General features: G+C 66.4%; 21 protein-coding genes. 13 read left to right on the forward strand and 8 right to left on the reverse strand.

Annotated elements, in window-relative coordinates; genetic code table 11:
* Positions 1 to 21: 21 nt before the first annotated feature.
* From L0976_RS14395 to L0976_RS14410, 4 genes are all read right to left on the reverse strand, one after another.
* A complete protein-coding gene (locus L0976_RS14395) occupies positions 22 to 1,368 on the reverse strand; it encodes a nitric-oxide reductase large subunit (RefSeq protein WP_203315678.1) in 1,347 nt (448 codons plus the stop codon).
* Positions 1,369 to 1,392: 24 nt separating this feature from the next.
* The gene (locus L0976_RS14400; RefSeq protein WP_203315679.1) at positions 1,393 to 1,845 is read right to left on the reverse strand and encodes a cytochrome c; all 453 of its coding nucleotides are present in this window, start codon (positions 1,843 to 1,845) and stop codon (positions 1,393 to 1,395) included.
* A 155-nt stretch (positions 1,846 to 2,000) separates the two neighbouring features.
* Positions 2,001 to 2,276: a cytochrome C oxidase subunit IV family protein gene (locus L0976_RS14405; protein ID WP_203315680.1), complete on the reverse strand. Its 276-nt coding sequence runs from the start codon at positions 2,274 to 2,276 to the stop codon at positions 2,001 to 2,003.
* 7 nt (positions 2,277 to 2,283) lie between these two features.
* Positions 2,284 to 2,838, reverse strand: a complete 555-nt coding sequence (locus tag L0976_RS14410; RefSeq protein WP_233290574.1) for a cytochrome c oxidase subunit 3 — start codon at positions 2,836 to 2,838, stop codon at positions 2,284 to 2,286.
* A 100-nt stretch (positions 2,839 to 2,938) separates the two neighbouring features.
* On the opposite strand from L0976_RS14410, the gene L0976_RS14415 reads away from it, so the two are divergent.
* The 3 genes from L0976_RS14415 to L0976_RS14425 all read left to right on the forward strand — a co-directional run bounded on the left by L0976_RS14415 (position 2,939) and on the right by L0976_RS14425 (position 5,255).
* A complete protein-coding gene (locus tag L0976_RS14415; protein WP_203315682.1) occupies positions 2,939 to 3,094 on the forward strand; it encodes a hypothetical protein in 156 nt (51 codons plus the stop codon).
* Between the two features lie 91 nt (positions 3,095 to 3,185).
* Positions 3,186 to 4,490: a nicotinate phosphoribosyltransferase gene (gene pncB, locus L0976_RS14420; protein ID WP_234188007.1), complete on the forward strand. Its 1,305-nt coding sequence runs from the start codon at positions 3,186 to 3,188 to the stop codon at positions 4,488 to 4,490.
* A gap of 57 nt (positions 4,491 to 4,547) precedes the next feature.
* Positions 4,548 to 5,255 carry a glutathione S-transferase gene (locus L0976_RS14425; protein ID WP_234188027.1) on the forward strand — a complete coding sequence of 236 codons (708 nt, stop codon included), beginning with the start codon at positions 4,548 to 4,550 and terminating at the stop codon, positions 5,253 to 5,255.
* A 12-nt stretch (positions 5,256 to 5,267) separates the two neighbouring features.
* Here the strand turns inward: L0976_RS14425 and L0976_RS14430 are convergent, their stop codons facing one another.
* A complete protein-coding gene (locus tag L0976_RS14430) occupies positions 5,268 to 5,732 on the reverse strand; it encodes an Rrf2 family transcriptional regulator (protein ID WP_203315684.1) in 465 nt (154 codons plus the stop codon).
* Between the two features lie 478 nt (positions 5,733 to 6,210).
* Here L0976_RS14430 and tauA point away from each other — a divergent pair, with 478 nt between their 5' ends.
* The 3 genes from tauA (at position 6,211) to L0976_RS14445 (ending at position 8,949) form a co-directional block, all read left to right on the forward strand.
* On the forward strand, positions 6,211 to 7,215 hold the full coding sequence (gene tauA, locus L0976_RS14435) for a taurine ABC transporter substrate-binding protein (RefSeq protein ID WP_234188008.1): 1,005 nt from the start codon (positions 6,211 to 6,213) through the stop codon (positions 7,213 to 7,215).
* 91 nt (positions 7,216 to 7,306) lie between these two features.
* On the forward strand, positions 7,307 to 8,113 hold the full coding sequence (locus L0976_RS14440) for a taurine ABC transporter ATP-binding protein (protein ID WP_234188009.1): 807 nt from the start codon (positions 7,307 to 7,309) through the stop codon (positions 8,111 to 8,113).
* Complete coding sequence (locus L0976_RS14445) at positions 8,110 to 8,949, forward strand: ABC transporter permease subunit (protein WP_234188010.1); 840 nt, start codon at positions 8,110 to 8,112, stop codon at positions 8,947 to 8,949. Before L0976_RS14440 ends, L0976_RS14445 begins: the two co-directional genes overlap by 4 nt.
* 3 nt (positions 8,950 to 8,952) lie before the next feature.
* On the opposite strand, the gene L0976_RS14450 is transcribed toward L0976_RS14445, so the two are convergent.
* Positions 8,953 to 9,816 carry a MurR/RpiR family transcriptional regulator gene (locus L0976_RS14450; protein ID WP_234188011.1) on the reverse strand — a complete coding sequence of 288 codons (864 nt, stop codon included), beginning with the start codon at positions 9,814 to 9,816 and terminating at the stop codon, positions 8,953 to 8,955.
* 238 nt (positions 9,817 to 10,054) lie between these two features.
* On the opposite strand from L0976_RS14450, the gene L0976_RS14455 reads away from it, so the two are divergent.
* The 7 genes from L0976_RS14455 (at position 10,055) to L0976_RS14485 (ending at position 21,191) form a co-directional block, all read left to right on the forward strand.
* The gene (locus tag L0976_RS14455) at positions 10,055 to 11,536 is read left to right on the forward strand and encodes a M81 family metallopeptidase (RefSeq protein WP_234188012.1); all 1,482 of its coding nucleotides are present in this window, start codon (positions 10,055 to 10,057) and stop codon (positions 11,534 to 11,536) included.
* Between the two features lie 216 nt (positions 11,537 to 11,752).
* Positions 11,753 to 13,939 carry a methyl-accepting chemotaxis protein gene (locus tag L0976_RS14460; RefSeq protein WP_234188013.1) on the forward strand — a complete coding sequence of 729 codons (2,187 nt, stop codon included), beginning with the start codon at positions 11,753 to 11,755 and terminating at the stop codon, positions 13,937 to 13,939.
* Positions 13,940 to 14,096: 157 nt separating this feature from the next.
* A complete protein-coding gene (gene mprF, locus L0976_RS14465; protein WP_370643673.1) occupies positions 14,097 to 16,694 on the forward strand; it encodes a bifunctional lysylphosphatidylglycerol flippase/synthetase MprF in 2,598 nt (865 codons plus the stop codon).
* A 2-nt stretch (positions 16,695 to 16,696) separates the two neighbouring features.
* Positions 16,697 to 18,058 (forward strand): AcvB/VirJ family lysyl-phosphatidylglycerol hydrolase, encoded by a 1,362-nt coding sequence (locus L0976_RS14470; RefSeq protein WP_234188028.1) that lies wholly within the window; start codon positions 16,697 to 16,699, stop codon positions 18,056 to 18,058.
* Between the two features lie 327 nt (positions 18,059 to 18,385).
* The gene (locus L0976_RS14475; RefSeq protein ID WP_203315692.1) at positions 18,386 to 18,826 is read left to right on the forward strand and encodes a hypothetical protein; all 441 of its coding nucleotides are present in this window, start codon (positions 18,386 to 18,388) and stop codon (positions 18,824 to 18,826) included.
* A 216-nt stretch (positions 18,827 to 19,042) separates the two neighbouring features.
* Positions 19,043 to 20,563: a DegQ family serine endoprotease gene (locus tag L0976_RS14480; RefSeq protein WP_234188015.1), complete on the forward strand. Its 1,521-nt coding sequence runs from the start codon at positions 19,043 to 19,045 to the stop codon at positions 20,561 to 20,563.
* Positions 20,564 to 20,747: 184 nt separating this feature from the next.
* Positions 20,748 to 21,191, forward strand: coding sequence for a VOC family protein (locus tag L0976_RS14485; RefSeq protein WP_234188016.1), 444 nt, complete (start codon positions 20,748 to 20,750; stop codon positions 21,189 to 21,191).
* A 21-nt stretch (positions 21,192 to 21,212) separates the two neighbouring features.
* Here the strand turns inward: L0976_RS14485 and L0976_RS14490 are convergent, their stop codons facing one another.
* Both L0976_RS14490 and L0976_RS28640 read right to left on the reverse strand, forming a co-directional pair.
* Positions 21,213 to 21,572, reverse strand: coding sequence for a VanZ family protein (locus tag L0976_RS14490; RefSeq protein WP_234188017.1), 360 nt, complete (start codon positions 21,570 to 21,572; stop codon positions 21,213 to 21,215).
* Positions 21,573 to 21,672: 100 nt separating this feature from the next.
* A partial coding sequence (locus L0976_RS28640) for a hypothetical protein (RefSeq protein WP_234190120.1) occupies positions 21,673 to 21,793 on the reverse strand: 121 nt, incomplete at its 5' end.

The following is a 21,793-nucleotide window of genomic DNA, read 5'->3' on the forward strand; positions in this document are numbered from 1 at the left end:
GATGACGGGGCCGGCCAGCACTCACTCGGCCGGCTGGACCATCCGGGTGAGGCTGTCGGCACGCTCGCGGCCGGGCACCAGCACGGCCCAGATGAACATCAGCGCCGAGACGAGGACGACAGCGCCCGAGCCGAGGCGGACCCAGTAGAACAGCGAGAGCTGGTCCTGCACGTCCATGAAGCTTTCGCCGAGCACGCGCTGCAGGTGGATCTGCACGACGCCCGCGAAGGTGAGCGCGAAAGTCATGACAGACATGGCCGTGCACATGATCCAGAACGAGGCGATCGAGAGCCACTGGTTGTAGGGCTGGCGGCCGCGGATCTCGGGGATCGCATAGGCCATCATGGCCAGATTCAGCATCACATAGGCGCCGAAGAAGGCGAGGTGCCCGTGTGCGGCGGTGACCTGCGTGCCGTGGCTGTAGTAGTTCACCGACGACAGCGTGTGCAGGAAGCCCCAGACGCCCGCGCCGAAGAAGGCCATGACCGAGCAGCCGATCGACCAGAGCAGCGCCGCCTTGTTCGGATGGTTGCGGCCGGCCTTCCAGGTCATCACGAAGGTGAAGATGACCATGGTGAAGAAGGGCGCCACTTCCAGCGTCGAGAACAGCGAGCCGATCCACTGCCAGTAGCCCGGCGCGCCGATCCAGTAATAATGGTGGCCGGTGCCGAGGATGCCCGAGAAGAGCGCGAGGCCGACGATGACGTAGAGCCACTTTTCCACGACTTCGCGGTCGATACCGTTGATCTTGATCATCAGGAAGGCGAGCACGGAGGCCATGATCAGCTCCCAGACGCCTTCGACCCACAGATGGATGACGTACCACCAGTACATCTTGTCGAGCGCCAGGTTCGCCGGATTGTAGAAGGCGAAGAGGAAGAAGAGCGCAAGGCCCCACAGGCCGAACAGCAGGATGTTGATGACCGTGGTCTTGCGGCCCTTCAGCGCGGTCATGGTGATGTTGAAGAGGAACATCAGCACGACGACGACGATGCCGATCTTGGCGGCGAAGGTCTGCTCGAGGAATTCGCGGCCCTCATGGATGCGGAACATGTAGCCGACGACCGTCAGCCCCGCCGCCACGAAGAACAGCCAGAACTGGACGACGGCGAGCTTCGGGCTGAACAGCTCGGTCTCGGTCTCCTCCGGGATCATGTAGTAGGTCGCGCCCATGAAGCCCATGAGCAGCCAGACGACGAGCGCATTGGTGTGGATCATGCGCACGATGTTGAAGGGCAGGAGTTCGGAGAGCGTGTTCGGCAGCACGTAGATCGTGCCGGCGAGAACCCCGAAGGCCACCTGGGCGAGGAACAGGCCGAGCGCGCCGTAGAAGTACAGCATCGCGACCTTTTGCGTTTGATATTTCATGTCTTTTCTCCTCAACGCTATCGGTCAGCCGGCATCGTTCGGCGGCCAGTTCTGGGTGTTGATCCTGCTCGTCCATTCCAGGAAGTCGGCAAGGTCGTTGAGTTCCTGTTCTGTGAGGTTGAACTGCGGCATCTGCCGCCGGCCCTCCGCACCGCTCGGCTGGGCGGCCATCCAGGCCTTGAAGGCCTCGCGCGCGCCCTCCGGGTCGTCGACGCCGCCATAGCGCTTCCAGACATTGCCCAGTTCGGGCGCGAAATAGGCGCCCTCGCCGAGCAAGGTATGACAATTGATGCAGGCGTTCTTTTCCCAGACGTGCTTGCCGCGCGCGACGCTGTCCGTCAGCGTCGTCTCGTCGGTGGACGTCGTGCGCATGTAATAGTGGGAGTGGGCCGTGAGCCCGACGAAAATCGTGAAGAAGAAGATGGACCCGCCATAGAAGACGTTGCGGGCCCCGGTCTTGGTTAGGCGCTCTGCCATCCCCTGGTCCTTTCCCTTGCCGGACCCTGAGGGCCGGCGCCAAAACCCCGCCAACTGGTTTGCCGGCGATCCCCTCGCCGGCTTGCGGGACGTCTCTGGTTCTAGACGCGGGAGAAAAGCCTTCTTTGCGAATAGGCAAAGACCGGGGCGGTTCGTCAGCCGATCAGCGTGGCGGCGACGGCGCGGGCGAGCGCAAGCGAGAGCAGCGCCGCCGGCCAGGCGAGCAGCGCCGAGCGCATGAAGCCGCGGTTCGCCCGCAGTTCCATGAAGTCGAGGATGACGAGGCGGCCCTTCGCATAGGCCATGACGAGCACGGCGGCGATCGGCACCAGCAGCCCGCCGCTGAGGCCGCCGACGAGGGCGCCGCCGAGGGCCAGCGTCAGCAGCATGGCGAGGGTGGCGATGAACTGTTCGCGGGCCTGTCGGGTCATGGGTGCCTCAGGTGAGATAGACGATGGGGAACATCACGAGCCAGACGAGGTCGATGGCGTGCCAGAGCGTGGCGATCATCACGACATTGGCCCGCGACGGTCGCCAGGCGACGAGCAGGAGGATGCCGGCGCCGAAGACGACATGCAGCAGGTGGAAGCCCGTGATGAGGAAATAGAGCTCCGAAAGCCGGCCTGCCCCGCCGATCCCCGACCGGATCTCGATCGTGTATTCGACGGCCTTGACCGCGACGAAGGCGAGACCGAGCAGTGCGGCAAGGACGAGCGGCCCACGGACCGCGCCTTCGCCGCGGCGGACCGCGAGCGCCGCCTGCCAGCCGCTGCAGACGAGAAGCACGGTGTTGAGCGCGGCAAGGCCCGGATGAAGATGCGACCTCAGGAGCAGGGCTCCCTCGCCATCCACCATGGTCATCACCATGAAGGCGACGAGCAGCGCGCCGAAGGCCGCAAGCTCGCTCCACACCAGAATCCATAAAAGCAGGGAATCGGCTTCCCCGCTCTCCGCCTTGCCAACGGCAATGTTCACGTCGTCTATCGTCGCCATGCCCCTGCCTAGCGTGTCCACCGGCGGCCTTCTTTGCGCAGGCACAAAGAACGGCGGGGCAGGCCGCGCCATGGTGGGCGGCAAAGGAAAGGAATCCTCCATGACGGACGCACAGTTCGGGCTCCTCGTCGCCGCGCCGGTCATCGCCGGCTTTGCCGTGGTGCTCTATCGCATGGGCGTGCTTCAGGGAGCGGGGACGCTTTCGGCCGTCGGGGCGTCGGTCGTCATCGCCGCCGTCCTGTTCTTCGGCCAGTGAGCCGCTTGCAATCGGCGTTTCGATAAACGAGGCTGGCGCGATCCGCCGGTCGGCTTCTTCCGGTGAGTCCCGTACCTGCCCAGGAGCCGGCATGGCCGTCACCGACATCGCGACCCGCACCTACGACCACAATTTCCGGCTCGATCCGATCGTGCGCAGCCTGCTCGACACGGATTTCTACAAGCTGCTGATGCTGCAGATGATCCGGCAGCTCCACCCGGACGTTTCGGCGACCTTCTCCCTGATCAACCGCACCAGGAGCGTGCGGCTTGCCGACATCATCGACGAGGGGGAGCTGCGCGCCCAGCTCGACCACGCCCGCAGCGTGCGCTTCACCAAGAAGGAGCTGATCTGGCTGGCCGGCAACAGTTTCTACGGCAAGGCCCGCATGTTCGGCCCGGACTTCATCACCTGGCTCTCGACGTTCCAACTGCCCGACTATGACCTGCGCAAGGCGGACGGGCAGTACGAGCTGCATTTCGACGGGCCGTGGACGCATACGAGCATGTGGGAGATCCCGGCGCTCGCCATCATCAACGAGATGAAGTCGCGTGCGGCGATGCGCAACCGCGGCCGCTTCGCGCTCGACGTGCTCTATGCCCGCGCCAAGGCGCGGCTGTGGGAAAAGGTGGAGCGGCTGCGGCAATTGCCGGACCTCGTCATCTCGGATTTCGGAACCCGCCGGCGGCATGGTTTCCTGTGGCAGCGCTGGTGCGTCGAGGCGCTCAAGGAAGGGCTCGGCGAGCGCTTCATCGGCACGTCCAACGTGCTGCTGGCCATGGATGCGGACCTTGAGGCCATCGGCACCAATGCGCACGAACTGCCGATGGTCGCGGCGGCACTGGCCGAGGGCGACGAGGCGCTTGCCCAAGCGCCCTACCAGGTGCTGGAGGAATGGCGCCGGCACTACAACGGCAACCTCCTCATCGCGCTTCCCGATGCCTTCGGCACGGCGTCGTTCCTCGCCAAGGCGCCGGACTGGCTCGCCGACTGGACCGGCTTCCGCCCGGACAGCGCGCCGCCGATCGAAGGCGGCGAGCAGATCATCGACTGGTGGCGGCAGAAGGGGCGCGACCCGCGCGAGAAGCTGCTGATCTTCTCCGACGGCATGGACGTCGACACGATCGAGGAGACCTATCGGCATTTCCACGGCCGGGTGCGCATGAGCTTCGGCTGGGGCACCAATCTCACCAACGATTTCCGGGGCTGCGATCCCGATGGCGGCCTCGGGCTCGACCCGATCTCCCTTGTCTGCAAGGTCACGAGCGCGAACGGCCGTCCAGCCGTCAAGCTCTCCGACAATCCCGTCAAGGCGACCGGCGACCCGGCGGAAATCGAACGCTATCGCCGGGTCTTCGGCGTCGACGGCCAGGCGGCGCGGCCGGTGGAGGTCTGATCGTGCCCCAATGCCATGTTCCCGGGAACCCTGCGCGTGCTGCCGCATTTTCCCGCCATGACCTATGAACTCTATTACTGGACGGGCATTCAGGGCCGGGGCGAATATATCCGCCTGGCCCTCGAAGCGGCCGGCGCGCCCTACCGCGACGTGGCGCGGGAGGAAGGCGATCACGTCATCGCGGATGCCGGCAGGAAGATTGCAACGCCCTCCTTTGCCCCGCCCTTCCTGAAGGACGGCCCGCTCGTCGTGGGCCAGGTCGCGGCGATCCTTCTTCATCTCGGCGACAGGCTCGACCTGGCGCCGAAGGACGAGCGTCTCCGTCTCTGGACGCACCAGATCCAGCTTACCATCGCCGATTTCGTCCTGGAGGGGCACGACGTGCACCATCCGCTCGGCGCGGGACGCTATTACGAGGAGCAGAAGCCGGAATCGCTTCGGCGGGCGGAGGAGTTCCGCGAAGAACGCGTTCCCAAGTTCCTCGACTGGTTAGAGACCGTTCTCGAACGAAACCCCGAGGGCCCGGCGCATCTGGTCGGCGATCGCCTCAGCTATGCGGATCTCTCGCTCTTCCAGGCGATGAGCGGCCTCGCCTACGCATTCCCCAACCTCATGAAGCGGCTGGGGCCGAAGTACGGGAAGGTCGAGGCGCTGTGCAGGATGGTCGCGGAACTGCCGCGAATCGCGGCGTACCTTTCAAGCGAACGGCGGCTGCCGCCGAACGAGAGCGACCTGTTCCGCCACTATCCCGAACTGGATCCCTGAACCGGCAGCGGGTCAGCCGACCCGCTTTTCCAGTTCTTCTTCCTCGATCATCGCCGCAGCGCCCGGCACGGCGACGAACTGTTCGAGCGTCATCGTGTCGAGGATCGCGGCGATGGCGTCGCGCACGTCGGTCATGGCGCGGCGCACCTGACAGGCTTCCGGATCGGCACAGTCCTCGCAGGCCTCGTAGGCCGTGCGGCTTGCGCAACGGATCGGCGCCAGCGGACCGTCGAGCACGCGGATGGCGTGGCCGATGCGGATGTCCGAGGCGGCATGGGACAGCGAATAACCGCCGCCCGGCCCCTTCTTCGAACGCAGCATGCCGGCATTGCGCAGTTCGAGAAGGATCGTGTCGAGGAACTTCTTGGGGATGTTGTTGCGCAACGCGATCTCGCTGACGAAAGCCGTTTCGCCCGGCGCCAGCCGCGCGAGGTCCACGAGGGCCTTCAATCCGTATTTTCCCTTTTTCGTCAGCATTTCGGCCTGCTTTCCAACAGCATATGCGGCAGTATGGACGCTCCCATGCGTCCGGCGGTTTCATCCATCGTCTTCGGGAAGATCGACCGTGTCACCCTTTCGAGGTGATTCCGGCTCATTCTAGGCACCGAAGTGCGAAAAACATATAAAAATGGTATAATTTATTTGGCTGTGGCGCCGCAAGGAAATAAGCCCTCGCGTCAACCGCTTAGGCGGTTTTGGCGCCAAACGTGCCCAAATGGCATCATTTCCCGCACTGATTGCCCCAGATCCAGCATGAATAGAGAAAAATCGGCTTCGAAACGGACCGATGCGGCCGCCGATTCCTTCCTTTTCGGCCTTTCTACGGAAAACGCAAAACCAATCGCGCGAGAGCCGCAAAATTGAGGCGAAAATTTCTCTACTAAATTTATCGATTAAATAATCTTGGGAAACCGGCCCGCGACATCCCGGGCGACGGAAACTTGAGGAGAGGACCATGCCCATCACCCGCAGAGCCCTGCTCGCCGCGACCGCCGCCCTTGCCATGGCGGCCTCGTTCGGCGCAGCCCATGCCGAGGACGTGACGCTCAACATCGGCTACCAGCCGATCGTCGAGCCGTCGCGCGTCCCGCAGGCCGACGGCACCTATGAGAAGGTGACCGGCGCCAGGATCAACTGGCAGAAATTCGACGGCGGCGCGGATGTGATCGCCGCCATCGCCTCCGGCTCGCTCGACATCGGCTACGTCGGCTCCTCGCCGCTTGCGGCCGCCGCCAGCCGCGAGCTGCCGATCGAGACGATCTTCGTCGTCGGCCTCATCAGCGAGGCGGAAGCGCTTGCGGTGAAATCCATCGAGAAGCCGGAAGACCTTGCCGGCAAGAAGATCGCGACGCCCTTCGTCTCGACCGCGCATTACAGCCTGCTGACGGCGCTGAAGCACTGGAACGTCGATCCCAAGTCCGTCGAGATCCTCAACCTGCGTCCGCCCGAAATCGCGGCCGCCTGGGAACGCGGCGACATCGACGGCGCCTATGTCTGGGATCCGGTGCTTGCCGAGCTGAAGAAGAGCGGCAAGGTCCTGGCGACATCCGCAGATGTCGCGGACTGGGGCGGCCCCACCTTCGACGCCTGGATCGTCAGCCGGAAATTCGCCGAGGACCATCCGGATGTCGTGGCGAAATTCGTCCGGGTCACCGGCGATGCGACGGCCGCCTACCGCGCCAATCCCGATGCCTGGAACGCCACCTCGCCGGAGGCCGAAAAGATCGCGCGCCTCACCGGCGCCAAGCAGGACGAGGTCCCGGCGCTCCTCAAGGGCTATATCTTCCCGACGCTCGAGGAGCAGGCCGGCGAGGCGCTGCTCGGCGGCGGCACGGTGAAGGCGGTTGCCGATACCTCGGCCTTCCTGCTGGAGCAGGGCAAGATTCCGGCGGCCCTTTCGGACTATTCCCCCTACGTCTCCACCCGCTGGGTGACGGACGCGACGAAGCTCGCCTTCTGACAACGACGATCCTGCGGCGGAGGTGGCCCGGTTGCGCGCAAGCGCCGCCGGGCCATCGCCGGACGGTACGGCACCAGCTCCCGGAGGCCCCATGAGCATCCTGACATTCCGCAACATCGCACTGCGCTATCCGCCGAGGGCGGGCCGCAACGGCGCGGATGAGAAGCTCGTCCTCGACGGCATCAACCTGCAGGTCGCGTCGGATGAACTGGTGGCGATCATCGGACGATCCGGCTCCGGCAAGACGAGCCTCCTCAACCTCGCCGCAGGCTTCCTGGAGCCGACGGAAGGGACGATCACGGTCGACGGCGAACCCATCCGCGGCCCGGCAGCGGATCGTGCGGTGGTCTTCCAGGACGATGCGCTCTATCCCTGGCTCGACGCGCGCGACAACATCGCCTTTCCCCTGAAGCTGAAGGGCGTTCCGCTTGCCGAGCGCCGCGCGCGGGCCACCGCCCTTCTTGCGCGCGTCGGCCTTGCGGATGCGGGCGACCGGCGCATCTGGGAACTGTCAGGCGGCATGCGCCAGCGGGTCGGCATCGCCCGGGCGCTTGCCGCCGAGCCGCGCTTCCTGCTGCTCGACGAACCGCTCGGCGCGCTCGATGCGCTGACGCGCACCCGCATGCAGGAATTCCTCCTGCGTATCAAGGCCGAGAGCGGTGCCGGCGCCCTTCTCATCACCCACAGCATCGAGGAGGCGCTGCTGCTCGGCACGCGCATCGTCGTGCTCTCGCCCAATCCGGGGCGCCTGACAGCGGAGATCGAGGCGGGCTTCAACGCGGAGGTGCTGAACGGCGCATCCGTCGCCGCCGTGAAGGCTTCGCCCCTCTTCAAACGCATGCATGCCGGCCTCACCGGCCTCATCCATTCCGGCGCCGAAGAGGAGCTTGCCGCATGACCCTCTCCACCGACATCGACATCTCGCAGGTTGCGCCCGCGCGCTCTTCGCGTGAGGGCCGGCCGCGGCGTCCCCTCCCCGTCGCCGTCATCTCGGCGGCAACGGTCGCGGTCATCATCGCGCTGTGGAGCCTGGCCTCGGCCTATGCGCTGGTCTCGCCCGTCTTCCTGCCCTCGCCCCGGCAGGTCGTGCTCGCCATCTACAATCTCATCGTGAAGGGCTTCGTCGATGCGACGCTGGCCGAGCATCTCGGCGCGAGCCTCTATCGCATCTTCGGCGCGCTCATCGTCTCCATCGCGATCGGCATTCCGGCCGGCATCGCCATCGGCACGAGCCGCGTCGGGCGCGGTATCCTCGACCCCATCGTGGAGTTCCTCCGCCCTCTGCCGCCGCTCGCCTACCTGCCGCTCATCATCATCTGGGTCGGCATCGGCGAGGCCTCGAAGATCACCGTCATCGCGCTGTCCATGCTGCCGTCGATCATCCTGTCGACCTCGGCCGGCGTGCGGTCGGTCTCGAAGGATCACGTCAATGCGGCGCGCTCGCTCGGGGCAAGCCGCCGGCAGGTCCTGACCGAGGTCGTGCTGCCGAGCGCAGTGCCCTCGATCCTCACCGGCATCCGCATCGCGCTCGGCGCGGGCTGGACGACGCTGGTGGCGGCCGAGCTCGTGGCGGCGACGAGCGGCATCGGCTTCATGATCCAGTCGGCCGCGCAGTTCCTCGTCACCGATATCGTCATCGCCGGTATCGTCGTCATCGCGCTGGTCGCGATCCTGCTGGAATTCATCGCCCGACAGATCGAGCGGCGGCTCGTGCCCTGGGCCTCGCACCGCTGAGGGTCAGTCGCCGAGCGGCTGGCTGTCGTCTCCGTCGCGGTGGCTGACGAGGTCTTCCTTGATGGCGCGCAGCGTCTTCGCCGCCTTCGGCCTGTCGGCATAGGCGACGAGGTTGGCCAGCATGTCCACGACGGCGAGATAGGCGTAGCGCGTCGAGGTCGGCCGGAAGATGTTCGTTCCCTCCGGCAGGTCGATCGCGATCACCACGTCGGCCGCTGCCGCGACCGGCGAGTGGCTCCGGGTAACGACGATGGCCGGAACGCCGCGTTGCCGCAGAAGTTCGAGGCAGTGAACGAGGGCGCGGTCGCGGCCGGTGAAGGATGAGGCGAACACCACCGTGCCCGGCTGGGCCGCGGCAGAGAGCATCGCGTTCATGTTGTGATCGTTCGAGGCGGCGATGCGGCATCCGAGCCGGAAAAGCCGGTTCTGCAACTCGTTGACCACCATCGAGGAATTGCCGCTGGCGCCGAAGGCCAGGATGAACTCGGCGCCGCGCAGCAGCCCGGCCGCCTTTTCCAGGGCGGCAAGATCGACCTGCCGGTGCAACTGGAACAGCGCCGCCTGCGCATTCGCCAGCACGTCGTCGGCAACCTCCTGCGCCGTTTCCGTCAGCACTTCCGGGCGAACGTAGCGCAGGCCCACCGCGGTCAGCCGCGCGAGCTGTACCTTGAAGTCCGGAAATCCCTTGCATCCCATCCGGCGGCAGAAGCGCGTCACGGTCGGCGGCGAGACCCCCGCGCGCGCCGCGAAGTCGCCGATCGAGGCGTTCATGGCGAAATCCACATTCTCCAGCACGAAATCCGCAAGCGCCCGGTCCAGCCCGGAAAGGCCGCCCTCGTCATCCGTCAGCGCGTGAAAAAGATCCATTCGCTCCCTACCGACGAAGCGGCCTCCGCCTGTCTGAAAATGCGTTTCCCGCCGTAAACCGTCATAACACAGGGCGCGACGGCATCAATATGCCGGCTTATTGAAAATGAATTTCATAATTTTAGTCTCTTTTCGGGGTGGGTAATGAAAATTCTTGCAAGAATCCAGAATTTGAGAAAATAGATAACGGATTGTCACACCCGGGACCGGCCGGGCCCATCGTCAGGACCGCCCACCGATGCGCATCTTCACCGCCTCGCTTGCCACCGAGACCAACACGTTCTCGCCCATCCCCACGGACATGAATTCCTTCAAGGCCGCCTTCTACGCCGGCCCGGGCGAGCATCCGGATACGCCGACGCTTTGCTCGTCCGTCGTGCCCATCCTGCGACGGCGCGGGCGGGCCGAGGGGTTCACCGTTATCGAGGGCACGTCCTGCTGGGCGGAACCCGCCGGCCTCATCCAGCGGCAGACCTACGAGACGCTGCGCGAGCGGATCCTCGGCGAGCTCGAAGCCGCGCTGCCGGTCGATGCCGTCGTGCTCGGCCTGCACGGCGCGATGGTGGCGCAGGGATACGACGACCCGGAAGGGGATTTCCTTTCGCACATCCGCGCGCTCGTCGGCCCGCAGGTGCTGATTGCCGTCGAGTTCGACCCGCACAGCCATCTCACGGCCAAGCGCCTCGCCAATCTCGACATCATGGCGGCCTTCCTCGAATTTCCGCATACGGACTTCGAGGAGCGCGGCGAGCATGTCGTCGAACTGGCGCTTCGCACGCTGAGAGGCGAGATCCGGCCGGTCGTCTCCACCTTCGACTGCCGCATGATCACCATATACCCGACGAGCCGCGAACCGATGCGCTCCTTCGTCGACCGGCTGAAGGCGATGGAGGGCCGGGACGGCATCCTGTCGATTTCCGTCATCCACGGCTTCATGGCCGGCGATGTGCCGGAAATGGGCACGCGCATCGTCGTCGTCACCGACGGCGACAAGGCGAAGGGCGACGCGCTGGCGGAACGGCTCGGGCAGGAACTCTACCGCCTGCGCCGCAAGACGGCCATGCCGATGCTCGACACGGAGGCCGGCTTGGACCGGGCGCTCGCGGTGCGCGCCGGCCAGCCGGACCGCCCGGTCGTCATTGCCGACGTCTGGGACAATCCCGGCGGCGGGGTGGCGGGCGATGCGACCTTCATCCTGCGCCGGATGATCGAGCGCGGCTTCGAGGACGTCGCGGTGGCGACGATCTGGGATCCGATTGCCGTTTCCTTCTGCCATGCCGCCGGCGAGGGGGCGGAGCTGGCCCTTCGCTTCGGCGGCAAGTCGGGGCCGGAAGGCGGCGAGCCGCTCGACCTGCGCGTCACGGTGCAAGGTGTCTTTGCCGCCGGTTGGCAGAGCTTCCGGAACAGCCGCGTGACGCTCGGCAGCACGGCGGTGGTGCGGCCCGTCGGCACGACCATCGACATCGTGCTGATCACCAGCCGCACCCAGACCTACGAACCGGACATCTTTTCCAACCAGGGGGTGGATTTTGCCGAAAAGGCCTTCCTGCTGGTGAAGTCGACCAACCATTTCCACGCCGGTTTCCAGCCCGTCTCCTCCGAGATCGTCTACATCGCCGCCCCGACCTCCTACCCGACCGACCCCGCGAAGACGGCCTATCGCAAGGCCCGCCTCGACATCTGGCCGCGCGTCGAGGATCCGCTCGGGCTCGACGGCTGAGGCCCTGGCGTCATTTTCCCGATGCACGGCCTTGCGGCGGGTTGCCGCAGCAAGGCCGTGCATCGGAAATATTCGCAATTTATGGGGGTATTCTTCGCGCCTGGGTTTCAACATGACGAATGTCAACAGGCTTTTCTTAAGACCGCGCTTTGCATATCGGCGGGGTGGATGAACCGCTTTTGAAAGGCATGACGCCTCTTCCAGGGAGTGCCTGTTATGCGAATGGTCGACGTTTCCATCAATAAACGCCTTTGGGCAGCCGTCGCCCTGCCGATGCTGGCGGCGGGGTATCTTGCCTACGCCCAGATTTCGGATCGCTTCCATACCTATGGCGAGATGCGGGAAATCGTCGCCGTCAGCCACGAGCTTGTGAACCTTGGCGACATCGTTCACCGCCTGCAGGTCGAGCGCGGCCTGACGGCCGGGTTCCTCGGCTCGAAGGGCGCGAAGAATGCCGCGGAGCTGCGCGATGCCCGCGCTGCCTCCGACGCGGCGACGGCCGGGTTCTCTGCGGTCGTGGACAATCTCGCCAATGCCGCTGCCATCGATCTTTCCGCCGCCCGCCAGGAGTTTCAGGCGCGCCTTTCGGCCGTCGCCGACCTGCGCCGTTCGGTTGACGACCTGAGCGCCGCAAGCGGCGATGTCCTTTCGACCTATGCCAGCGCCATCGGCAGCATCGTCACGCTCGCCGGCGAGGTTTCGAAGACGGCGGGCGATGCCGCCATCGCCAAGCAGATGACGGGCTACGTGTACCTGATGCAGGCCAAGGAAATGGCCGGGCAGGAACGGGCCATGGGCAACAGCTTCATCGTGTCCGGCCATGCCGACCCGGCCCGGTTCGACAAGTTCACGAACTACGCGGGCGCACAGGAGGCGCTGATCTCGTCCGCGCTGTCAGCGCAGGACGAGGCACATCGCGCGCGTTACGAGGCGCTGCTTGCCGGCGCGTCCGGCGAGGTCGCCGACATCCGCTCCCGCCTGGTTTCCGGCGGCGCCGACGCGGACCTGTCCGGGCTGGAGAGCGCCGGCTGGTTTGCCGCCGCGACACGGCGCATCGATGCCATGAAGGCGATCGAGAACGCGACCCTGGAAGAGATCGGCGCGACGGCGGCGGCGGCGGCCGGCACGGCCTACAGAAGCTTCCTGCTCCTTGCTGCGCTTTGCCTGGCGGGCTGGCTGTTCATGATGGGTCTTTCGAGCCTGATGGCGATGACGGTGGTCCGCCCCATCGGGCGCATGGTCGAAGCCATGCGGCGCCTGGCGTCCGGTGACCTCAACTTCGCCTCCGTCGCGACGGGCCGCAAGGACGAGATCGGCGACATGGAGGCGGCCGTCGAGGTCTTCCACGAGGCCGCGATCCGCAACCGGGACCTGGAGGCCGCCGAGGCCGGGCGGCGCGAGCGGGCGGAGAGGGAGCGCGCCGAAATGCAGCGCGCCGCGGAAGCCGAGGCCGAAGCCCGCCTCGTCCAGGCGACCACCATCTTTGCCAGGAGCATGCAGCGCCTTGCCGCCGGCGACCTGGCATGCGAGCTGAACCAGCCGCTCGATTCCCACTTCGAGGCGCTGCGCGCCGATTTCAACGATTCCGTCCGACAGTTGCGCGAAACGCTCCAGGGCGTGGGGCATGCGGTCGCTACCGTCACCGACGGCTCGCAGGAGATCTCCACGGCATCCGACGAGCTTTCCAGGCGCACCGAGCAGCAGGCCGCCTCGCTGGAGGAGACGGCCGCCGCGCTCGAGCAGATCACCGCGAACGTCTCGGCGACCTCCAAGCGCGCCGCGGAGGCGCGCGACATGGTGCGCCATGCCCGCAGCAAGGCCGATGCCTCCGGGGCCGTGGTCGGCAATGCCGTCACGGCGATGCAGCGGATCGATCATGCCTCGCGCCAGATCGGCCAGATCATCGGCGTCATCGACGAGATCGCCTTCCAGACGAACCTGCTTGCGCTCAATGCCGGGGTGGAAGCGGCGCGGGCGGGCGATGCGGGCAAGGGCTTTGCCGTCGTCGCGCAGGAGGTGCGCGAACTCGCCCAGCGTTCGGCCAAGGCCGCCCGGGAAATCAAGGAACTCGTCGGCAATTCGGAAGAGGCGGTCGGCGCAGGCGTGCGCCTTGTCGGCGATACCGGCACGGGCCTGAGCGAGATCAGCGACATCGTGCTGGCGGTCAACCAGCACATGGAGGCGATCGCCACGGCGGCGCAGGAGCAGTCGGCCGGCCTTCTGCAGATCAACACCGCCGTCAACCACATGGACCAGACCACCCAGCAGAACGCGGCGATGGTGGAAGAGATGAATGCGGCGGGCGCGACCCTGGCGCAGGAAAGCCTGAACCTCAACGAACTGCTCTCGCAGTTCCGGCTCGACCAGCCGGCGGCCGCGCGGCGATACGGCGTCGCCGCCTGAGCGGTCACCCTTGCCCACGCGACGGGCGGCATCGGCCATGCCGGCCCGCCGCGGTGATTGGAAGGCCTGAAGCATTTCTTTTCCTCATGCGAAAAGCGTCCGATATTTGCCACATCTGCGGCTAGGATGCGCCCGAAGTTTCAGCATGAGTTGCAAGATGGCGCACGAGAAGAGCGTGGTTATTGAAAGTCGGGCCTCCTGGCTCGTCCGGGTGTTCCTGACATACAGGCTCTATATTCTCGGCGCGGCGAGCCTGCTGGTCTTCGCGCTGGTGGCGTTCGGCATCTACCGGCTGACGGCGGAGGTGCGCTACGACGAGGTGCTCGATGCGCTTTCGGCGACCTCCTGGCGCGCCATCGCGCTTGCGGCGCTCTTTACCGGCCTCAGCTTCCTGGCGCTCATCTTCTATGATTCCAACGCCCTCGACTATATCGGCCGGAAGCGACCGTTCCCGGCCGTCGCGGTGACGGCCTTCATGGCCTATGCGGTGGGCAACACGGTGGGTTTCGGGCCGCTCAGCGGCGGGGCGATCCGCTTCCGCGCCTATTCCCGCCTCGGCCTTTCGCCGGGAGACATCGCGCGCGTCATCGCCTTCGTCACGCTGTCCTTCGGCCTCGGGCTCCTGTCCGTCAGCGCGCTCGCGACGCTTGCCGTCGCCCCGCGCGTCGCCGGCATTCTCGGTATCGATGCGTTCTGGCTGCGCGTCATCGCCGTCCTGATCCTCGCAGGGCTGGTCGCTGTGTTCTACCTGGGGCGCAATGGAAGGGCGGTCGGCTTTGCCGGCCTCAGGCTGCGCCTGCCGGACAGCCGCACGACGTCCCGGCAGTTCCTCGTTTCCGCCTTCGACATCGCCGCGGCCGCATCCGTGCTCTATGTGCTTCTGCCCGACACCCATGTCGGCTGGCCGACATTCCTCGCCGTCTATGCGGTCGCGATCGGCTTCGGCGTCCTCAGCCATGTCCCCGCCGGCCTCGGCGTGTTCGAGGCCGTGATCATGGCCGGCCTTTCCAACGCCATCGGCATCGACCAGTTGCTCGGCAGCCTCGTCCTCTACCGGCTGATCTACTACGTCCTGCCGCTGCTGCTGGCGACCGTGCTCCTGCTGATCACCGAGATGCGCCGCGTGGTGCTGAGGCCGGGCGTGGCGGAAGCGGTGCAGCTTGCCGGAAAGCTCGCCCCGGCGCTGATCGCCACGCTTTCGCTGGTGCTCGGCGCCATGCTGATCTTCTCCAGCGTCGTGCCGACACCCGATTCGGACCTCGATTTCCTCTCCAACTACCTGCCGCTGCCGATCGTCGAGGGGGCGCATTTCCTGTCGAGCCTGCTCGGGCTGCTCCTCATCGTCGCCGCCCGCGGCCTCGGCCAGCGGCTGGACGGCGCCTGGTGGGTGGCGCTCGGCGGCGCCTGCGTCGCCTTCGCCTTCGCCTTCCTGAAGGCGGTCGCCGTCTTCGAGGCGGCCCTGCTCGCCCTCTTCATCGTCGCGCTCCTGGCCAACGCCCGCGCCTTCGACCGCCACAGTTCGCTGCTCCGGCAGGCGCTCGGCCCGTCCTGGCTCGCCGCCATCGCGGTCATCCTCGTCACCGCCTTCGTCATCCTGCTCTTCGTCTACCGCGATACGGACTACGCGCACGAACTGTGGTGGCAGTTCGAATTCTCCGAGGAGGCGCCGCGCGGCCTGCGCGCGCTGCTGGGACTTGCCATCGCCGCCTCGGCGCTCGCGCTGTCCAGCCTGCTGCGGCCCGCGCATTTCCGTACGGAGGGACCGACGGCGGAGGAGCTGCAGCAGGCGGTCGCGATCACGATGGGTCAGGACGTGGCCGATGCCAACCTCGTGCGCATGGGCGACAAGCGGCTGCTGTTTTCCGCCTCCGGCCGGTCCTACATCATGTACGGCATTCACGGCCGCTCCTGGATCGCGCTCGCCGACCCGATCGGCGCCGAGGAGGAGTTTGCCGAACTGGTCTGGCAGTTCGTCGGTGCGGCGCGTGCCGGCGGCGGGCGGGCGGCCTTCTACCAGATCTCGCCGGCCCTGCTGTCGGCCTGCGCGGATGTCGGCCTCAGGGCCTTCAAGCTCGGCGAACTGGCGGTCATCGACCTCACGCATTTCGAGATGAAGGGAAGCCGCTTCGCGAACCTCCGGCAGTCCTACGGCCGCGGCGCGCGCGACGGCCTCAGCTTCTCCGTCGTCCGACCCGGCGAGGTGGAGGCTATCCTGCCCGAGCTCCGTGCGGTTTCCGACGCCTGGCTCGCCCATCACAATGCGAAGGAAAAGACCTTCTCGCTCGGGGCGTTCGCCGACGACTATGTATGCGCGCAGCCGGTCGCCGTGGTGCGGCTCGAAGGACGCATCGTCGCCTTCGCCACGCTGATGGTGACGGATACGAAGGCCGAGGCGACGGTGGACCTCATGCGCTTTGCCCCGGAAGCGCCCAAGGGCACGATGGATTTCCTCTTCGCCAGCATTCTCGAATATCTGCGCGGCGAGGGCTACCGGCAGTTCAACCTCGGCATGGCGCCGCTTTCGGGCATGGCGCGGCGCGAGGCGGCTCCGGTCTGGGACCGGGTCGGCGCGACGCTTTTCGAGCACGGCGAGCGCTTCTACAACTTCAAGGGCCTGCGTGCCTTCAAATCGAAGTTCCATCCTCGCTGGGAACCGCGCTATCTTGCCGTCTCGAACGGCACGGGGGCGGCGCTGGCATTGATGGACGTGACCTTTCTCATCGGCGGCGGCGTCAAGGGAGTGATTTCCAAATGAGCATGATCCATCGTCTTGCCGCGGCCGGCATTGTCGCGACATTCCTGCCGCTTGCCGCTGCGGCGCAGGATACCCCGCAGGCTTTCACCACCGGCATGATCCCGGGCGGCCACATCTTCATGCCGCAGGACCCGCCCGAGGCGAGCGTCTTCCTGATTTCGGACGCCGCGGGCTGGGGGGCGGACGAGGAGAAGGAGGCGGCCGACCTCGTGGACAAGGGCGCCGCCGTCGTGGGCATCGATTTCCCGACCTATCTGAAGGCTCTGCAGGCCGACGACGGCGACTGCGTCTACATGGTCTCCGACGTCGAATCGCTCGCCCATCAGGTGCAGCGGGCCGGCGGTGCGACGAGCTACAGCCCGACCGTCATCGCCGGGATCGGCGAAGGCGGCGCGCTGGCGCTCGCCATGATCGCGCAGAGCCCGGCCGCCACCATCGACGAAGCCATCGCCGTAGACCCGGAGGCCGGAATCCCGCTCGACAAGATCCTCTGCACGCCGGCCTCGAAGACCAAAGCGGATGGCCGCACGGTCTACGGCCTGAGCGACGGCCCGCTTCCCGCCACGGTGACCGTGCTTCTCACCGGAAAGGCGCCGAAAGGCGGCCGCGATCACGTCGCCGCGCTGAAGGCGGCCCATGCCGACATCGACATCCGTGATGTGTCCTCGTCCGCGACGGAGGCGCTGTCGCAGGCGCTTGCCGACCGGATGGACGCTGCCGGCGACACCGACACGCCGCTCGGCCTGCCGCTCGCCGTCCTCGAGGCGAAGCCGGCGCATGACACGATGGCGGTCGTCTATTCGGGCGATGGCGGCTGGCGCGACATCGACAAGCAGGTGGCCGGCGCCCTGCAGCAGCGCGGCATCCCCGTCGTCGGGGTGGATTCGCTGCGTTACTTCTGGTCGGAGCGCAAGCCGCAGGAAACGGCCGACGACCTTACCCGCATCATCGACGCCTTCCGCAAGGAATGGAACGTCGAGCATGTGCTGCTCATCGGCTATTCCTTCGGCGCGGACGTTCTGCCGGCGACTTATAACCTCCTCACGCCGGAGGACAGGGCGCGCGTGGCGCAGATGACGCTCATGGCCCTTTCACGCCAGGTGGACTACGAGATTTCTGTCACCGGCTGGCTGGGCGTCGCGGGCGCCGGCGCGGGCGGGGATCCGGTGAAGGACATCGCGAAGATCGATTCGAAGCTCGTGCAATGCATCTACGGCGCGGACGAGGATGATGATCCCTGCCCCTCGCTGAAGGCGTCCGGCGTCGAATCGATCAGCATCGACGGCGGTCACCATTTCGACGGCGACTATGACGCGCTCGCCGAGCGCATCATCGCCGGCCTTAAGCAGCGCCTCGGAAAGTGACAAAGCCTGCGGCGATCGCGGAAGATTACAGGTCGTTCATGATGTGACGGGTCGCAGCGCAATGCGGCCCGCACCGCCACTTTCGCAGGTGCTTGAGATCCAAGGAAAAAGCGCCAGGGAGCTGGCCGCGAACTCTCCGATCCCGGCAATAATTTGGCAGATCGGCCCTCCGGAATCTTATTTAATTGTAACATGACTTGGCCCGCGCGGCGGGCCTATAGATGGTGTCAGGCTGGATGCCGCCGGCGGGAGAAGGAGCCCGCGACGCGACGGCATCGGACAGCCGGCGGGAAAGCGAGACCTTTCCCCTCTTCGAGGAGACGCATCATGCGCTCGACATTCAAGACCATCGCCGTTGCAGCTTTTTCTCTTTCGGTCGGTGCCGGAGGCGCCTTTGCCGCCGGCCATTCGCATCACGGCGACCACCACCATCCGATGCAGGCCGTGACCGAGAATTCCGGCGACTTCGACTATTCCACCGTGGAACCCTCGGACGCTCCGGCCACCATGGTCCCGATGGTTCATCATGCCCGTCTCGACCGGGTGCTGGGGGAACTCGGCTCCGCGCAGCGCTCGATCCGCCGGGATGAAGCCATGCACAGGCTTTCCGCCAGCGCATACCGAAGGCTGGAAGGCGAGGCCGGCGGCATACGCAGCCGCGCCATGGCCGTCGCCGACACCCACAACGGCGCGATCCCCGAGGCGAGCTACCAGCGCCTGCAGAAGGATATCCGCAAGCTCGACCGGGACATTGTCCGGCTGAGCTGATCCTTGCCTGCCGGCGGGCCTGCAAGGTCCGCCGGACGATCCGGCCGCCGTCGCCTTTGGCCGCGGCCGGCGAGCGGGGCGGGTGTCGCGCCGACGCCTTGCCCCTCCTGCAACCTCCATCGTGAACACGCGACCGGCCGCCCCTGTCCGCGGTCAGGTTCCGTGCGCCCGGTGCCGGCACCACAGGCATTCGAGCGCTGAAAAAGGAAGACGACCATGACCAGGATTCTTGAAAAGCATCGTGTCGCAGCGCTTCTCGGCGTTGCCCTGCTGGTGGTGCCGGTGGCAGCCTCCAGTCTTCTCGGCACACCGGCCGCCCAAGCCGCCGCGGCGGCGCCGGACACTCTTAATTCCACGCTCGCCCAGGGCTCCTTCGCGCCGATCGTCGCGGTCGACAAGCCCGCCGTCGTCACCATCACGACGACGTTGAAGGCTGAGAACGCATCTGCGGACGGCGTCTCCCCGTTCGGAGACGACACGCCCTTCGACCAGCAGTTCCGCGATTTCTTCGGCGAGCGCAAGGCGCCGATGCCGCAGCAGCGGCCCCAGGAGAAGGCCGAGGCGCTCGGCTCCGGTTTCGTTCTGACGAGCGACGGCTATATCGTCACGAACAACCACGTCATCGACAAGGCCAGCACGATCAAGGTGACGCTGGACGACGGCACGGAGCTGCCGGCCAAGCTCGTCGGCACGGATCCGAAGTCGGACCTTGCCGTCGTGAAGATCGACAGCGGCACGCCGCTCGCCACGATCGGCTGGGGCGATTCGGACAGGCTGCGCGCCGGCGATCCGATCCTTGCCATCGGCAATCCCTTCGGTATCGGCACGACGGTGACGGCCGGCATCGTCTCGGCGCGCGGCCGCGACCTGCACAGCGGTCCCTATGACGATTTCATCCAGATCGACGCTCCGATCAACCGGGGCAATTCCGGTGGCCCGCTCGTCGGCCTCGACGGAAAGGTCGTCGGCATCAACACCGCGATCTATTCGCCGAACGGCGGCAGCGTGGGCGTCGGCTTCGCCATCCCGTCCGATCAGGCCGAGGGCATCGTCGCCAAGCTGATGAAGAACGGCTCGATCGAGCACGGCTTCATCGGCGTGCAGATCCAGCCGGTGACATCCGATGTCGCCGACGCCATCGGGCTGGCCAAGCCGGCCGGCGCGCTGGTGGCCAGGGTCGATGACGGCACCCCCGCCGCCCTCGCCGGCGTCAGGCCCGGCGACGTCATCACGGCGCTCGGCGGCAAGGCGGTGACCTCGCCGCGGGACCTCTCGCGCATGGTCGCCGACCTCGCGCCCGGCGCCCGGGAAGGCCTTACGGTCTGGCGCGGCGGTGCGGACAAGGACCTTTCGATCGTCGTCGGCACGAATGACGCCGGCGACAACCCGGTGGTCGCCGATGCGGGCGGCGCGCCCGGCGGCGACGCGGCCCAGCGCGTGCCGACGATCGGCGTGCAGCTCGGCGACCTCACGGCGGACCTGCGGGACTCGCTCGGCCTGCCGGGCGGGGAGCGCGGCGCCGTCGTCGAAGGCGTCAATCCGGACAAGCCTGCGGCCGATGCCGGCCTCCAGCCGGGCGACGTCATCCTCTCGGTGAACCAGAAGCCGGTCACCTCGGCCAGGGAGGCGAAAACGGCCGTTGCGGAAGCCGGCAAGGCGGGCCGCAAGGCCGTGCTGCTTCTGGTACAGCGCCAGGACGAGCAGACCTTCGTGACCGTGCCCTTCGCGGCCGGCTGATCCCGCCCACCCCTCCTGCCTCCGCCGCCGTCCGGTTTTCGCCGGGCGGCGGTTTTGCATGATGCCGGGGATAGGCAATAGTCGTGCGCGGGTTGACTTGCGGGAGCATTTACGTTGATATCAATTCATTGGCGGACCGCTTCCGCAGGAACATGCGGATGGCAGGGACAAGGAGGAGACCACCATGAAGATCGTGACCAGCCTGAGCTTCCAGGGGCAATGCCGGGAGGCGTTCGAATTCTATGCGCAGGTGCTCGGCGGCAAGATCACCGCGGCATTCCCCTATGGCGAGGGGCCGCCGGACATGCCGCTCAGCGACCCGAAATACAGGGACTGGCTGATGCATTGCTGGCTGGAGGTCGGCGACCAGGCGCTGATGGGCGCGGACATGGATTCGGCCTGGGCGCCCAACGTCGGAAAACCGAAAAACGGTTTCGACGTGACGCTGCACACGACGGACAAGGCCGAGGCGAAGCGCTGGTTCGATGCGCTGTCCGAAGGCGGGAAGGCTGCCATGCCGTTCGGCGAGACCTTCTGGTCGCCCGGTTTCGGATCGCTGGTCGACAGGTTCGGCGTGCCGTGGTTGATCAACAGCATCCCGCCGGCCGACTGGCGCCCGCAGGGCTGAGGCATCGGCTGACGGTTCGCCTCAGCTCCGGTCTCCCGAGCCGTGTTGCGACATGCCCATATGCAGCAGGGTTCCGGCGATCAACCCGGCAAGGCCGCCCGCCGCCTTCACCGCGGCATCCATCAATTGCGGGTGCCGCGTGGGGGAGAGGTACTGGAAGAGTTCCGCCCCGCCGGCCACCAGAACCACCAGGGCAGCGACCGCCCAGCGGTGGCGCGGATAGGCGAAGACGAACAGGGCTGACAGAACGGCATAGGCGGCGGCCCGGTCGAAATTGGTCGATACTAGGTCGCGCGGCCTGTAGCCGATCGGCGAGACCGTGACGAAGACGATGGCGGCCAGCGCCAGCCATGCGCCGATACGGAAAAGGCGGATTGTCATCGTCGTCTGCCCAGTTCTAGTCCAGCAAGTGCGCAGCGGTTCTGCATCTGCAATTGCGTCAAAATGAAGAAGCGGGCGCGTCCGGCGCCCGCGTCGCAAGTCACCCCCGTCCGAACTCGTCCTCGATGCGGATGATGTCGTCCTCACCGAGATAGGACCCGGTCTGGACCTCGATGAGTTCGAGCAGGATCTTGCCGGGATTGGCAAGGCGGTGCAGCTCG

Origin of the sequence: Shinella sp. NM-101, from assembly GCF_021401195.1 — a bacterium.
Classification (GTDB): domain Bacteria; phylum Pseudomonadota; class Alphaproteobacteria; order Rhizobiales; family Rhizobiaceae; genus Shinella.